Origin of the sequence: Noviherbaspirillum sp. (assembly GCF_035254685.1) — a bacterium.
Classification (GTDB): domain Bacteria; phylum Pseudomonadota; class Gammaproteobacteria; order Burkholderiales; family Burkholderiaceae_D; genus Noviherbaspirillum.
In genome coordinates this window covers 1-15,155 of the sequence record NZ_DATFAI010000009.1, presented here as the reverse complement: position 1 = coordinate 15,155, position 15,155 = coordinate 1, and the positions used below count along the sequence as shown (strand labels likewise).

The 15,155-nt window shown below is 59.8% G+C and carries 13 protein-coding genes; 6 read left to right on the top strand and 7 right to left on the bottom strand.

Going from position 1 to position 15,155, the window contains the following annotated elements; translation table 11 throughout:
• Window positions 1-263: 263 nt before the first annotated feature.
• Window positions 264-1,106 carry a dienelactone hydrolase family protein gene (locus VJ698_RS01680; protein WP_324100918.1) on the bottom strand — a complete coding sequence of 281 codons (843 nt, stop codon included), beginning with the start codon at window positions 1,104-1,106 and terminating at the stop codon, window positions 264-266.
• Between the two features lie 119 nt (window positions 1,107-1,225).
• On the opposite strand from VJ698_RS01680, the gene VJ698_RS01675 reads away from it, so the two are divergent.
• Window positions 1,226-2,197, top strand: coding sequence for a GlxA family transcriptional regulator (locus VJ698_RS01675; protein ID WP_324100917.1), 972 nt, complete (start codon window positions 1,226-1,228; stop codon window positions 2,195-2,197).
• Between the two features lie 38 nt (window positions 2,198-2,235).
• The gene (locus VJ698_RS01670) at window positions 2,236-3,024 is read left to right on the top strand and encodes an N-acetylmuramoyl-L-alanine amidase (protein WP_324100916.1); all 789 of its coding nucleotides are present in this window, start codon (window positions 2,236-2,238) and stop codon (window positions 3,022-3,024) included.
• An 84-nt stretch (window positions 3,025-3,108) separates the two neighbouring features.
• On the opposite strand, the gene VJ698_RS01665 is transcribed toward VJ698_RS01670, so the two are convergent.
• Window positions 3,109-3,993 (bottom strand): LysR family transcriptional regulator, encoded by an 885-nt coding sequence (locus VJ698_RS01665; RefSeq protein WP_324100915.1) that lies wholly within the window; start codon window positions 3,991-3,993, stop codon window positions 3,109-3,111.
• A gap of 111 nt (window positions 3,994-4,104) precedes the next feature.
• On the opposite strand from VJ698_RS01665, the gene VJ698_RS01660 reads away from it, so the two are divergent.
• The 3 genes from VJ698_RS01660 to VJ698_RS01650 are packed head-to-tail and all read left to right on the top strand — an operon-like array spanning window position 4,105 to window position 5,316.
• Window positions 4,105-4,482, top strand: a complete 378-nt coding sequence (locus VJ698_RS01660) for a cupin domain-containing protein (RefSeq protein ID WP_324100914.1) — start codon at window positions 4,105-4,107, stop codon at window positions 4,480-4,482.
• A 42-nt stretch (window positions 4,483-4,524) separates the two neighbouring features.
• Window positions 4,525-4,908, top strand: a complete 384-nt coding sequence (locus VJ698_RS01655) for a hypothetical protein (protein ID WP_324100913.1) — start codon at window positions 4,525-4,527, stop codon at window positions 4,906-4,908.
• 15 nt (window positions 4,909-4,923) lie between these two features.
• Window positions 4,924-5,316 carry a VOC family protein gene (locus VJ698_RS01650; protein ID WP_324100912.1) on the top strand — a complete coding sequence of 131 codons (393 nt, stop codon included), beginning with the start codon at window positions 4,924-4,926 and terminating at the stop codon, window positions 5,314-5,316.
• A 6-nt stretch (window positions 5,317-5,322) separates the two neighbouring features.
• Here VJ698_RS01650 and VJ698_RS01645 read toward each other — a convergent pair whose 3' ends face one another.
• The 4 genes from VJ698_RS01645 to VJ698_RS01630 form a co-directional block, all read right to left on the bottom strand.
• Window positions 5,323-6,492, bottom strand: a complete 1,170-nt coding sequence (locus tag VJ698_RS01645; RefSeq protein WP_324100911.1) for an acyl-CoA dehydrogenase — start codon at window positions 6,490-6,492, stop codon at window positions 5,323-5,325.
• Between the two features lie 110 nt (window positions 6,493-6,602).
• Window positions 6,603-7,790: a multidrug effflux MFS transporter gene (locus VJ698_RS01640; protein ID WP_324100910.1), complete on the bottom strand. Its 1,188-nt coding sequence runs from the start codon at window positions 7,788-7,790 to the stop codon at window positions 6,603-6,605.
• 270 nt (window positions 7,791-8,060) lie between these two features.
• Window positions 8,061-10,943 (bottom strand): hypothetical protein, encoded by a 2,883-nt coding sequence (locus VJ698_RS01635; RefSeq protein ID WP_324100909.1) that lies wholly within the window; start codon window positions 10,941-10,943, stop codon window positions 8,061-8,063.
• Between the two features lie 318 nt (window positions 10,944-11,261).
• Window positions 11,262-12,422, bottom strand: a complete 1,161-nt coding sequence (locus VJ698_RS01630) for a GGDEF domain-containing protein (RefSeq protein ID WP_324100908.1) — start codon at window positions 12,420-12,422, stop codon at window positions 11,262-11,264.
• 349 nt (window positions 12,423-12,771) lie between these two features.
• On the opposite strand from VJ698_RS01630, the gene VJ698_RS01625 reads away from it, so the two are divergent.
• Window positions 12,772-13,437, top strand: a complete 666-nt coding sequence (locus VJ698_RS01625) for an SDR family oxidoreductase (protein ID WP_324100907.1) — start codon at window positions 12,772-12,774, stop codon at window positions 13,435-13,437.
• Window positions 13,438-13,821: 384 nt separating this feature from the next.
• On the opposite strand, the gene VJ698_RS01620 is transcribed toward VJ698_RS01625, so the two are convergent.
• Entirely contained in the window at window positions 13,822-14,724 is a 903-nt protein-coding gene (locus VJ698_RS01620) for a hypothetical protein (protein WP_324100906.1), read from the bottom strand.
• Window positions 14,725-15,155: the final 431 nt, after the last annotated feature.

The following is a 15,155-nucleotide window of genomic DNA, read 5'->3' as shown; positions in this document are numbered from 1 at the left end:
CGATGCGAGGAGGATAGAGGGCGTGTGTTGCGGGGGTCTATTGGACTTTGGTTTAGTGCGCTACACCGGCATGGCAGATGCTCAATGGCATCTTTCACTTCTGCCATGCTGTGTGGAAAAAATGTGATTGTCGTGAGGAAACCAACGCCTGCATTCACGATGTAGGCGATGCGCTTCATGACTATCAGAGAGCTACGGTGTGGAGAGTTGTGTTGTGGCCGTGCGGCACACCCAAGCTCCGAGCACACTCGCTGTTGCAACTTCTATTCTTGCAACGATCCTCGGGAGTCGGTCGCGAGCCGACGTGTGAAGAACGCGAGGATTTCATCGCGTGCAGCGAGCGTCGGCTGACCGGCTTCATCGATCAGGTGTGCGGTCACTACGCTGTGCGGGCATGCCACCACTTTCTCGAAGAACGGCGGCACCGCGCGGCTGGCTGCGCTGTCAGGCAGCACGCGCGCGATAAAGCGCTCACCAAGTGCCTGAGAATAGGCGGCGAAGCGCTGGGCCGTGCAGACGCGGTCGCCTTCGAAGCGATAGGCCATCACGGTCAGGTCTTCCTGTTCCAGGCGGCGCCGCACGGCAGCGAGTTCGTCCGGCGCGATCTCCAGGCCGGCAGGATCGTTGAGCGGCAGCGAAGGCTGCGACAGTACGGGCGCAAGCATGGCGGGTTCCAGCATCATCGTGAGCGCGAAATTGCCGGTGAAGCACATGCCGATCGCACCCACGCCAGGACCGCCACACTCGTAGTGCGCCAGCCTCGCCAGGGCGCGCAGCCATGCCGTGACCGGGCTCGATTCGTTGGCGGCAAATGCACGGAACTCCGCGCTGACGCATACCCGCTTGAACGTCGCCACGCCCTCCTCTGCCATCGGCACGGCACCGTCCCTGCCGAACAGTGAAGGCATGTACACAGTGAAACCCGCATCCCGGACCCACCGGGAGAAGCGTGCGACATGAGGGCTGATGCCCGGCATCTCCGTCATGACAATTACCGCCGGCCCGCACCCGGCCACATGCACCCGCTTCGTGACGCCGTCGAGGGTGATCTCGCGCGCAAGGAAATCATCCAGCGGGTCATCCTCATACAGCTTGCGTGTCGACATCCTGCTCTCCTTCTTGTCAATTGACCGGCAACATGCCGGGGTGATGAGCTTTCAGTGTGCCGGCGGCGGCGATATCAAGGAATAGACATTTTTGACATTTTTCATGTCAAAATGGACAAATGAAAACCATCCTTGTCCTTGCGTTGGAAGGTGTGATGGATTCCAGCCTCGCCATCACGCTCGACACCATACGAGCAGGGCAGGCTTTCCTGTCCGGCGCCCGCAAGCCCGGTCGTGTGCAACTGCTCGTCGCCGGTCACAAGAAATCCATACGCACCGGCGGCGGCCTGCGCCTGAACGCGGACCTGACGTTCGCCGAGGTACCCGGGCTCACCCGCTGGCCGGACTGGATCGTCATTCCCGGCCTTGGTCTCGTATCGGACAAGGCGATCGGCTCGCGCCTGCAGAAGAAAGACGCGATGGCGGCAATGGCGTTGCTGCGCATGGCACCGCGTTCGGTGCGGGTTGGCGCTTCGTGCTCGTCGGTATTCCTGCTGGCGGATACCGGCCTGCTTTCCGGTCGCAACGTGACGATGACGTGGTGGCTGGCCCACCTGTTCCGCGCGCGGCATCCTGACGTGCGGCTGGACGAAACGAAAATGCTCGTGCGCGACGGGCCGATTCTCACTGCCGGGTCGGCCTATGCGCAACTCGACCTGATGCTGGCCATCGTGACGGACTGCATGGGCACGTCCATCGCCCACCTTTGCTCACGCTACCTCATCATCGACCAGCGGCCATCGCAAGCCCGCTACATGATCCACGCTCATGCGCAGCATGTCGATCCGACCGTCGTCGCCGCAGAGCGCTGGATCGATGCGCATCTTGCCGGGCCGATCAGCATTGCGGACCTCGCCGCCGAGCTGGCGGTGTCGCCAAAGACGCTGGCGCGGCGTATCGAAGCGGCGACGGGCTTGTCACCCGTCAAGTTTCTGCAACGCCGGCGGCTGCTGCACGCCTCCCACCTGATCGAGACGACTTCGATGTCGATTGAAGCCGTCGCCGCCAGGGTCGGCTACCAGGATGGAACGGCGCTGCGGAAACTGGTCCGGCGCGAATTCGGCACGACGCCGGGAGCGCTGCGGAGTTAGAGGGGTACAATTTCTGCCAACGATACCTGCGTGCGCCGATGAGATACCTGCTTTCACTTCTTTGCCTGACACTACTGGCCGGCTGCGCGGGCGGGCCGCCGATCGACCGGCATTTTTCATCGGTCTCCCAGGACAGTCGCGTGCGCTACGTGATCCTGCACTACACCGACGGCGACTTCCCGCGCGCGCTCACGATCCTGACGAAAGGCGACGTCAGCAGCCATTACCTGATCGACGACCACCCGCCGAAGATCTATCAGCTAGTCGATGAAAACCGGCGCGCCTACCACGCCGGCCTGAGCGCGTGGAAAAACGATGCGCAGCTCAATTTCAGTTCGGTCGGCATCGAGATCGTCAACCCCGGCTATCGCGACACGCCGGAAGGACGCATCTACTTCCCCTATCCGCCGGAACAGATCTCCCTGCTGATCGATCTCCTCAAGCAGATCGTCGCGCGCCACCACATCTCGCCGGACAACATCCTGGGTCATAACGAAATCGCCTTCCAGCGCAAGGTCGACCCCGGCCCACTGTTTCCATGGATACGCCTGGCACAAGCGGGCCTGATCCGCTGGCCCGATGCGGCGCTGGTGGCGCAGCGCCAGCAAGCCTTCGAGCAGCAATTGCCGGATACCACGTGGTTCCAGGAGAAGCTGGTGGAGCACGGTTATGTTCTGCCCTGCAGCGGGCAGATGGATGAAACGACGCGACAAATGCTGGTGTCATTCCAGATGAAATACCGGCCGCAGCGGTTTGACGGCGTACCGGACGCGGAGACAGCGGCGATACTGGATGTGCTGACTTCGCAGGCGGCTGTTCAGCCATGAAAGCAAGCAGCCGCAACCACCGGATCAACCAGACAAGGCGCAGCGATTGCTCTGTGCACCATGCAGAATCATCTGGACGTCCTGCTATTCGGGCGATGACAGGATGTCGATGAGCAGGCGCATGCGCGCGGGCAGCAGCCGGTTTCCCGGCCAAATCAGGCTGACCGGCTGGGGCGGCGGAGCATTTGCAGCAAGCACTTCGACCAGACTGCCGTCAGCAATGGCATCCTCCGCCATGTAGCGCGGCACCTGCGTGAGTCCGGCGTCATTGCGTGCCGCTTCGACCATGCCCTCCCCGTCGTTGATGACGACGCGTGTTGGAGGATGAAATTCACGCAAGCGGCCACTTACGTGCAATTGCACCGGCCGCTCCCGTCCTGAAGTCGGATTGCGGAAGACAACGAAATGGTGCTGATCCAGCTGGTCGATGCGTGTCGGCTTGCGGTGCAGCCGCAGATAAGCGGGGCTCCCGCAGAGCACGAGATGCTGCCAGTCGATACGCTTTGCAGCGAGCCGCGAATCGTCGAGCTTTCCGACGCGAATGGCAGCGTCGACACCGTCCTTGATGAGGTCACAGAAAGAATCCGAGAGGCGCATGTCGAGTTCCAGCCCTGGGTGCTGCGACAACAGCCGCGCAAGGCGAGGAATGACGATGCGCTTGCCGTAGGTGATCGGCATGTTGATGCGCAGCTGACCGCGCGGCTCGCCGCTCGTACCGGAGGCAAGCGATTCGATTTCGTCGATATCGGCCAGCACCTTCTCACAGCGCGCATACAGCGCTTCGCCGTCGGATGTCAGTGTCACCTGTCGCGTGGTGCGATGAAACAGCTTGATGCCGAGCCGCTCTTCCAGGCGGAGGATGCGCTTGGCGACCGTGGAAGCGGTGATGCCAAGCTCGCGTCCCGCTCGGGCGAAACTCGCATGACGAGCCGTGACGGCGAACGCTATGAACTCACTGAACCCGCTCATCCGGCCTCCCTGGATTGACGAATAAATTTCCTTAATATTGTGAAATTACAGCATATTTACTGGCAAGTTCAAGGCTTGCATACTGAGCCTTCCCTTTTCAAGGAGACCATCATGCAAATACTCACGAACCATACTCCGGCTTCCACGCCAATCCCCGGCATTGACCACGTCACAGTTGCCGGCAGCGGCACCGGCCTGCGCCATCTCTCTGTGTGGAAGCAATCCATGGCCCCCGGCAATGCGACGCCGCCGCACCGGCACACCTGCGAGGAAGTGGTACTCTGCATTCGTGGCATCGGCGAACTGCATGCCGAAGGACGGATAGAGCGGTTCATAGCCGGACAGACTATCGTCATTCCAGCGAGCGTGGACCATCAGCTGATCAGCGTCGGGCCAGAGCCCCTGGAAACGATTGCTGCCTTCTCCATGACGCCCGTGTTGACCACCTCACCGCAAGGCGAAGTGCTCGCTTTGCCCTGGGAAAGCTGATGCTCGCCGCATTGCTCTGATCACTCGTTGAGATGGTGCATCATGCCTGCGCACGAAAGTCTTCCGCTCAGGATTGCCTGGATCTCGCTCGCCATCATCGGAGTTTCCATTCTGGGCTTCGGCATCTTCGCCAGCGTAGGGCCAGCGTCGGCGAACAGCCCGTTCCTCAAGGCAATCGGTGTCGCCTCCATCGGCATGGGCCTGTTCGGCCTCATGATTACCCTGACTGCATTCCGGCGCCGGGAGCGGTGGGCGTGGTTCACGCTTTGGTACTATCCTGTCTTCTGGACGACGCATCTGCTGGGCGGATTGCCACCCGGCAGGGACCACATTCACCAGATCGTGTTCATCGTGCTGTCACTGGCAGGACTGCTGTTTCCGATACGCGATTTCTTTCGACGGGCAAACAATCATGGATGCCCGTGACAATCAGGAGGCAACGTGAAACTTGGCTACACCATCATCTACGTGCCTGATGTCGCCGCTTCACTGGCGTTCTTCGAAAAAGCATTCGGCTTGTCACGCCGTTTCCTGCACGAGTCAGGAACCTATGGCGAGCTGGACACCGGTGAAACGACGCTCTCCTTTGCGGCGCATGAACTGGGCGACATGAACTTCCCGGGCGGCCATGTCGCTGCACATACTTCCGCGCAACCGTTGGGCTTCGAAATCGGCCTGGTCACGGAGAACGTCGGCGAGGCGCATGCGAAAGCGCTTGCGGCCGGCGCGCGGGAACTCACTGCGCCGGCGAACAAGCCATGGGGGCAAACCGTATCGTACGTGCGCTGCCCGGACGGCATTCTGGTCGAGTTGTGCACGCCAATGTCGTCCTGAGACAGTTCACGCCATCCTGAAACGGCGCTTGACGCCCTTCGCCAGCGACCAGCGATGCACCTCTGACGGGCCGTCGTAAATGCGGAATGCGCGAATCTCGCGGAAGGCCTGCTCCACCACCGAATCGCGCGTCACGCCCATGCCGCCCAATACCTGCACGCAGCGATCGGCCACGCGGAACAAGGCCTCGGAAACCGCGACCTTGGCCATGCTGGACTCCGCCGTTCCGGAATGCCCGGTATCGAGCACCGATGCGCACCAGTCGATCATCAGTTCGGCCTGCTTGAGGTCGATCTCGTTATCCGCAAGCATGAAGCCGACGCCTTCATGATCGACCAGCGGTTTGCCGAAGGCCTGGCGCGTGCAGGCGTAGCGCGAGGCGATATCATGCGCGCGCTTGGCCGTGCCCCACCAGCGCATGCAGTGCGTCAGGCGGGCGGGCGACAGCCGCACCTGCGCATACTTGAATCCCTGGTCGACTTCGCCGAGGATCTGGCTGGACGGCACACGCACATTGGTTAACGAGATGACGGCATGGCCGCCGGGCATTGAGTTGTCGATGGTGTCGAGAACGCGCTCGATGTGGATGCCCTGCGCATCCATGTCGACGAGGAACATGGTGGCGTGCTCGCCGGTCTTTGCCATCACGATGCCGACGGCGGCGCCCTGCGCGCCGGTGATCAGCCACTTGCGGCCGGAAATCAGCCAGTCATCGCCGCTGAGCGTTGCCACCGTACTGATCATCGAAGGGTCCGAACCGGCACCGCCGTCAGGCTCCGTCATGAGGAAAGCGGAGCGGATTGCGCCGGACGCGAGCGGCCGCAGGTAACGCTCCTTCTGTTCCTGGGTAGCCACGCGCTCCAGCAGGAACATGTTGCCTTCGTCCGGCGCCATGATGTTCATGGCTACCGGGCCCAGCGGCGAGTAGCCGGCGGCGCGGAATACCGTCGCGGTTTCCCTGTGGTTGAGGCCGTGGCCGCCCCATTCCTCGCCCAGCTGCGGTGCGATCAGGCGGGCCTTTCTCGCCTTGTCGCGCAGCTCGCGTACCAGGTCCTCGGAGGGACCATGACCGTGATTGCGCGGATCCTTTTCATAAGGAATCACTTCCTCAAGGATGAATTTTGTGACGCGTTCTGCAATCGTTACATCGCGCCCTGCGCGTTCATTCATGCTCATCTGGCTTTCCTTCAGCGACATGGCAAGCGCCGCCTGCCTTGTTAGGAGGGCGAATCACCCTGATACAACACTGCCAATATTATCGGCGCTTTGCCGCAGCCTTGCAGGCGTCAGCCGTGCTCGTGCCCCATGCGCATGGCAATGACGATGCACACCACGCTGGCGGCCGCTGTCATGAACACGAAGGCGGCCAGCCTGAGTGCGCTCTGCGCAACCAATGGCGCAACCAGCGCCGAGACCGCGGCATACATCAGTGTCTGGAAAAATGCCTGCATCGATGCCGCCAGCCCACGCATGGCAGGGAATACGTTCAGCGTGAGCACCATGATGCTGGGCGATGCGACCGACACGCCGAAGGTGTAGAGGAGCAAGGGCAGGACTGCCCAGGGAACCTGCGCGGGAAAAATGCTGGCGTACAACAGGTTTGCCGCCGCGGACAAGCCCACCAGCACGTAGCCAAGCGTGATCAGGCGAACCGGGCTCCAGTGGTGGGCGAGCCGCCCGGCCATCCCGGCGCCGCCGACCAGCCCGATCACGACCGGAATGAAAAGCCATGCAAAAGAGGTTTCGGTCAGGTGCAACACGTCGATCACAAAGTGAGGCGCGGACGCGATGTAGACGAAGTAGCCGATCGATGCCAGGGCCAGCGCGAACACCAGCAAGAGAAAGCGCGGATGCTGGAGGACGAGGCCGTAATTTCCGAGGATCTGCCGCGCATGGAACGGCTGCCGGCGCTCCTGCGGCAGGCTTTCGGCAAGCGCACGCCAGCAGGCAAGTGTCATCAGCAGTCCGAGCAGGCAGAGAAACGCGAACACTGAACGCCAGCCGAACCATACTTCCATCCAGCCGCCAAGGACCGGCGCCACTGCGGGCGCCACCGCGAACACCACCGTGACATCGGACAGCATTTTCTGCGCATGCGCGCCTGACAAGCGGTCACGGATCATGGCGCGTCCCACGACGGTGCCCGCTCCCGCCGACAAACCCTGCAAGGCACGAAACGCGATCAGCCAGCCGAGGCTTGGTGCCAGCGCGGCACCGGCAGAGGCAAGCGTATAGACACCCAGCGATGCCATGATCACCGGCCGGCGTCCGAAGGAATCGGACAGGGTGCCATGGAACAGCATCATCGTCGCAAAGCATGCGAGGTAGGCACTGAGCGTCTGCTGCACCAGGACTGGATCAACCTGAAAGTCTCTCGCGATGGAGGCAAAGGAGGGAAGATAGGTGTCAATGCTGAAAGGGCCGAGCATCGCCAGACCGGCAAGAATCAGTGTCAGGGAGCGAAGTTGCTGCATGTGAAGCCGAGTGGGCAATGATCGTTATGGAAAACGAATTTTGCCACTGGAGCGGGGCCTTGAACATGCTCGAACGCGACCAGATCTGTTGCCGCCAGTAAGCTGTTCCAAAGAGTGGCTATTCCCCGCCCGACTTCCGGTTACATCGGGAACGCCAGAGATGGACAGAATGCATGCACATTCCCTTGCCTGCGAAGACAATCTCCATCTCTGCCCGCCCCTCCCGCAGGATCGGGAGAGGTGGGCTGCATGCGAAACAGCTGCGCGGAATCAGGCTGCCTTGAAGCTATAGGGAATCATCAGCAGCACGTCGTCGATATCATCCATCGTGATCCCTGCCGGCAAGGAAAGGATCTGCATCATCCACGATCCGATCGCGCTCTTTCCCTGGATCAGCCCGCGCAAGGCATTGGTGTTGTTTCCTGCCGGGTAGGTCTGGTCGGTCGCCACGATGCCCTGGTCGTTGGTTTCCACTTCGACCGCCGCCTGGTTCTGGAAGTTGAGACGCAGCTTCGCCACGCCGCTCAGCAACGGTGCCTGCTTCGGTCGCAGCACCACACCCACTTCGCGGATCAACTTGTCGACGCTCGGCGCTTCGAACATGAACGACGTGATGTCGGCGACGACGGGCTGCGAGAAGTCGACCGTCGTCCCGCGATCCTGGAGCAGCTTGCGCACGGAAATCAGTGCCGTTTCATTGCGGTTCTGGTAGCGCTTGGACTCGACCACGCTCTTGAGCGCCGGATCGAACAGTGCTTCGAACTGGAAGTAGACCTTCACGTCCGTGATGCGCGCATAGGCGAGTTCCTGCTCCGGCGTGAATTCAAGCTGCCAGGTGCTCTCCAGCCCACAGCCTTCAAAGAAGTTGCGTTCCTGCCGCTGCAGTTCAGTGGCCCGAGCTTCATACAGGAACGAGTCGGAGGACGGGAAAGCCATGGTCTCGACTGCATGGTGCCGACGCCGCCGCTTGTAGCACAGCTTGCGCAGGTCGGTGTCCGGCTCGGCAAGCACATCCCGGTCATCGACCGCGACCTTGTTGCCATGGTCGACAAAACGCACGAACGACACGCCGTCGTTGCTCAGGTATCCCCGGATCGGCTGCGGCTTGTCATCCACCAGGACTTCAACGCGTACTTCCTTCAGTCGATGCATGTAGGTGCCCGGGAACCAGCGGTCGAAATCACTCAAGCGCGTGGCAAACCGCCCGAATCCCGCCGTGAGGATGGCCGCGAAAGTACTCGGATAATGCTTGCTCAACGATACCATCTGCGTGAGCTGCATCTGCTTGCGGGTGCGGCCTGTCAGGCGGATATGCTCCAGCCCTTCCAGGTCGCGCTGCAGCGTGGCCGCTGCCGTATAGCCGCGCGCGTCCTGGTCCAGGTAGTCGCTATGGCTGCCGGCGATGACATTGATCTGCAGGTCGTTGTCCGCGTTGTACGCATCCTGCGCCAGGCGGGCAAGCGCATGCGCCCGCAGGATGGCGGTGCTGCGCACGCTGTCGAGCACGCCGAGAACGCGGCTGAGCGTGGCGGCATTGAGCACGCGCGCCTGGTTGGAGGTGACCGCTTCGTCGTAGGTATCCTGCAGTGAAGCCAGCGTGGCGATGATCGCATCGCGTTGCAGCAGCGAATGGTGCAGCTCGGCCTGGTTATCCGACAGTGCCGCCTGCAACGCCGATTGCGCTGTCTGGAAGTCCTGGCGCGCCTGGCTCACGTTGTCGCAATTGATCTCCCTGTCGTTCCACACCTTGATCGTCAATCCGATGCTGGTGACGAGCGAACTCAGTCCGCCGGCCACCGCTCCCAGAGGGCCGCCAAGCAGGAAGCCGATCAGCGCGCCCACTGCGGTCGCCAGGATAACCACGCCGATCGACAGCAGGATTTCCCACCATTTCGGTGTGCAATCGTCTTCCGCCTGCTTGAGCTGCTGGACCATCACGCCAATCTTCTGGTTGCCATCGCTCAGCGTGGCGATGTTCGTCTGCAGCTCGGAGATGCGGTTATCCAGCGCCTGGATCTCACTCGCGTTTTCGTCGATGTGGCGGCGGATCGTGTCGACCAGTTCGTTGAAGTCGTCAAGCTGGAATTGCATCGGCGCCATGCGCGCATCGATGCCGGCGATGAACTCGAGGATATGGCGCGCCTGGTCGACCAGGTAGGCGTAGCGGTATATCGGCATGCTGCCCGCCGACAGGCCGACGGCATTGAGATTCTTGTCCAGCGCGAGGATACGTGCATGGGCGGTCAGCATCGCCGACATGAGAGGGAGCGTGGAAGAAGCACGCAGCTCCATCGCATGCGGCGCGGAGAACGCGCGCGGCATCGCCGCCCTTCCCGCTTCCACCGAGAAGGCTTCGATGGCGGCAAGGCCCACCGGCCGGCTGGACATGGTTGCAAAAGCGGCACCAGGCTTCAGTACAGGCCGTTCGAGCACGACACTGCCGAGTCCCTTTTCATTGGCCAGTTCATCAACAGGCGGGGGATCCGTCCATCCGTCACCCGGTTTGTCCTTCGGTGGCCAGTGAGGTGGAATGCCGGAGCCAAGCCCCTCGACCAGGCTGACATCCGGAATGATGTCCTTCAGATGGTCGAGGATGCTCGAATCCTGGAGGCGCCTGTGCGTCTCGCACCACTCTTCATACTGCCCCGCGCTCAGCATGCCCTTGATCTTTTCCACAAGGTCGCCGCGCAGCTTCACCATCTGGTTGACTGCAGTAGTCGTCAGCTTGTTGATTGTCTCGAACCGGGCATCGCTCGCGGGTGCAGAGGTTGCGTCGCGATAGGCCTTCTTCGCACGTTCGCGGTCGCCCCAGGCCAAGTAGCGGTCGCCCAGTCCCACCTGCGCGCGCACCACCTTTTCCTGGATCATCAGCGTGTAGGTCGATGCGAGGTTGGCATCCTGGATGTTGATCGCACGCGCTTCCCGGATGGCGGCCTTGTAGCTTCGGTTGCGGATCAGCTTTTCAATTTCGATGAGCTTCTGTTCGGCTTGCTCATCGCGCGGCACGAACTGAAGCGTGCCCGCGGCCGGCGCAAACTTCTTGTCTCGCACTGCATTCGACAAAGGCGCGGGTGCATTGATTTCCGTGAGCCCGATGAGTGCGTCCTTCAAGGACACGCTGGACACACTGGTGCTGTCATTCGCTTCCGACATGATGGGACTCCTATCGAGAGAATGTCATTGCAATGACCACTCCGCCACACAGGCACAGTGGCACGAGTTATCCCCGCCCCCGCACGAAGTTCAAGAGTAGAGGCTGATGGAAGAGTCCGAGTGTAGTGAAAGACAATGGCCCGGATTTGATGCGCCACAATGCCGCGCGCGGCAGAAATGTAACAGCACGAGCGCTTGTATCGCCGTGACATGAAACCGCATCGACATCGTCCGACGATGTATCGACCGCGAATCGACACGCGTACAGATTCGAGAATGCGGCCTGTCCAGCGGAAAGCCAGGGTGGATTTTTTTACGTCAGCCGGCCGACGCGACTGGATGGCAAACCACCTGGGTACGGCCTTTGGCCTTGGCTTCATAGAGCGCGATATCGGCGCGCTTCAGCAAGGTCTTGAGCGAATCGCCCTGCTGCAGGACCGACACGCCAATGCTCAACGTCACGCCAACCAGGCCATCGCCTGACTTGCCTGTTTCCACGCTCTTTTTCAAGCGGTAAGCGGCAGCCGTTGCGCCGGCCAGATCAGTCTCCGGCATCAATACCGCAAATTCATCGCCGCCCATGCGCGCCAGGCAGTCGATTGCGCGCAGCGCTGCTTCGGCTCTATGGGTGAAGGACACCAGCACGCGGTCGCCGGCGTCATGGCCATACTGGTCGTTGATCGGTTTGAAGTTATCAAAGTCGACAAGCATAATGGCAAGCGGACGTCCGGTGCGGGCCGCCCGCACCAGTTCATGCTTGCCCATATTGAAAAACGCACGGCGTGACCACGCCCCGGTCAGGAAATCCCGGTTGGCCGCTTCTTCAGCCATTGACACGATCCGACGATGCGCAAGAAGCAATCCGCCGAACGCTATCGCCGGCAAGGCGACGGTGGCTGCGCTGAGAAACAGGATGCTCGCGGTGCTCGGTTGCAGCAGTGACGTGGGCGAGACGGGCGCAACGATCTGCCACAGCACGCGCCCTAGATGGCCGACTGCGACCACGCCGCACACGAACAGGATGAACAACTTCGTGTAATACGGTTTGTCCCAATGCGTGCGCGCTTGCAGAAGTGCCATTGCGATGCCCGCCGCAATTCCGGCCTGAAACAGCGAAACAAGGGCGCTTCTTCCGAGAAAGGAGTCGAGCACATAGTGGAAGAAGGCGGCCGCCAATGTAAACAGGAGTACCGCAACCAGCATTACGCGCCGGTAGGGCCGTTGCTTGAATAGCCGGCGGTACCCGATGAAAAGCGAGGCCGATGCAGCCGCGTAGACCCCGTTGGCGGCTTCATAGGCAAGAAGCGGCGGCAGTTCCCTGCCAAAGGCATACAACAGGTTGCCCAGCGTGCCGAGCAGCGTGGCCATGAGAATTTCGTCAATGCCCGCGATCCGGTTGGCGCGCACGCCGTACAAGACAAGAAAGGTCAGGAAGCAGAGAAGCGCTGCGATAAGAAAAATATACTGCGTGCTAAGCATGTGAGAACGTTGCCGAAATCGGATGCAGCGGCGGATTCACGGGGAAGCGTCGAGCGTAACATATCCGATGCTTTCGATTCAACGAGGGGATGGGGCGACGCAACAATGCTCTGCAGGCATTGTTGCCGGAGCATGCCGCGGGATTGCTGACGCCGCGGACAAGCACCGGCATGCAAAAGCGGGCAAGGCGCGCATGCCGCCCAGCCCGCTTGCATCGCGCTCAGACTTCCCTTATTTGAGAACGATCTTCTTGTTGACGATCAGGTCCGGCGCGAACTTGGAGCGCGGCCACGGCTCTGTCAGATAGAAACCGTCCCATGCACCCGACCAACCGTACACGCCCGAAATCATGTCAATCACCATGTTGTCGGTCGCGGCCGGGGCCGGTGCTGCGAAGGCCGAATCGGCAGTGAATACTGTTCGTGCCGAAGGCGGCAAGGCCGATGGTTACGTGGTGAATGTCGCCGCCCGCGCAACGGTGGATGCCATGATGACTGCCGTCAAAGACAGGCACGGCCGCATTGACATTCTTGTCAATAGCGCCGGCATTACGCGTGATGCACGCCTGATCAAAATGAAGGAGGCCGAGTTCGATGCCGTCATCGACGTCAACCTCAAGGGCGTGTTCAATTGCACGCAGTCCGTGGTGGAAACCATGTTGGCGCAGGGAAGCGGCGCCATCGTCAACACATCGAGCATTGCCGGCATTTATGGAAATTTCGGCCAGGGAAATTATGCTGCGTCAAAGGCCGGTGTTGTCGGCATGACCAAAGCCTGGGCGCGCGAGCTTGGTCCGAAGAACATTCGTGTCAATGCAGTCGCGCCCGGCGCAACAGCGTCGCAAATGCTCGAAAGCGTACCGGAGGAGGTGTTGAAGCAAATCAGGGAGGCGAGTTGGCTTCGACGCATCGGCAAGCCCGAGGAGATTGCGTCTGTCTACGCTTTTCTGGCGAGCGATGAAGCGAGTTACATCAATGGAACCTTGGTGGAAGTCAGCGGTGGCGTTTCGGTATAGCCAGGATGGTTTACTTTGTAGCATGGAATCTGACCGAGCCACTCTTTCCTGGCCTGGTCAATTGCGGCGGCAAGTCCATTCCTGGATAACTCACTTCGCAACGTCAAAGCTTAGATGGCGTAGCTCAGGCTTTATCTTCCAGCCAATGTCAGATTTGTTCGAACCTCAATCCTGGTTGATCGACAGCTTTTGACTCAGAAGCGGGCAGTAGATGATGTGTGCTGAATGCCTGATTCAGACTGAGAGCGGACAACCGATCCTTGCGAGCGACAGGCAATATCCGACCCTTTCCGGCCATTCGCGTTTTCCGAAAGCAGACGTTCAACGCCTGCTTTTGCGGCCTTCGCCGCGTTCGGCGTCGAATTGAACGTTGGATATAGAAGGCTAAAAAGGGACATCACCTTCTTGTACGTGAGAGATATCAACTAGATAAATGATTTGTGAAGCGCACACCGCAAGTACATATTCCGCCACTTCCATGGTTGCCGCGCCCCCAGATGAGCCGCCATGACCTATACCGTCCCCGCCGCTGCGGTATGCGTAGATACCTGTGATAGTTTGAATCAATGCCTTCGGTACAGATACTTCTTTTGCCGAGGATAGCCATTTGGCCAAGTCGCCTAACGTCGATGCTTTGGCGCCAGGGAATAAACTCTTTCCCGCGGCTTCAACAGCGCAAACTGCCTCCTTTACCGTATTCTCGTAGTCCGGCTTTGAGGGGCTCCGAAAAAATTGTAGCGCTTTGTCGTAATGTTTTCTCGCGCTAGCCAACCGAGGATCGCCGAGAACCACTTGAGCTCTCGTAGTTACGTCAACGGTGTGCTTTCTGCCAAGTCGCCGTACAAGTCCATCGGAGAACTCGAAAGCGAGTCCCTCTTCTTCGAAGAGCCGCTGTAGCTCTTCGGCGATAAACCCCTGAACTTCAGATTTGGTCTTTGTTACTTGAAATTCGTCATTCCAAGTATATCCAACTTCACATGCGAGATAGTTGTGCAAGCGCTCGCAGAAGTCATAGGTTTTCTCCCAACCCAAATCAGTTAAGGCAACTTCGGCGTCCGCTTTAGCCTGGCTAATGCTAGTTACTTTTGATTCGTTGTATTCGACGGGCGGCAGCCTGGCAATGCGCTGTAGCTCCCGAGCTACAGCACACCAGCCTGCGACGTAATTTTTCTCAATTAAATCTAGCAGGAGATGCAAAAGACCATTGCGTGCAGTCGATGGAAAAGCACCATCAATCTGTTGGTGGGGACCACGATTACGGGCCGAAAATGGAGGAGCGGCCGCCATGTTTTCTCCGTTGTCTAGCGGCCTAAATGACAAGCGCCAAAGGCGTCAATGTTGAGGTGAAAACTTGGATATTTATCGATACCCATATACAGTAGCCTTTCCACTTTCGATTACGCATTCCAGTCCAACTTTCTCCGCTATCTCATTCAATTCTGAAGGTGCGCTTGACTGTACCCATTCGATGAAAATAACGTGGATCGGGTACAAGGCCCCGCTTTCAATAAAGTCGTCTGCCGGCATCCATATCGAGTTGCATTCAACTGGCGTAACGGAGTCGATAAACTTGATCTCTAGAGCGGTTTTCACATCAGTGAATGGAATAGCCGCAATGGGCAAACCATCCTCTGGCATCGCTATTACTGATTTTCCCAATGATCTTTGTTAATGCCAAGTCAAGTGCTTCCTTGGTCCGGGCCTTCATGCCGCGTAGC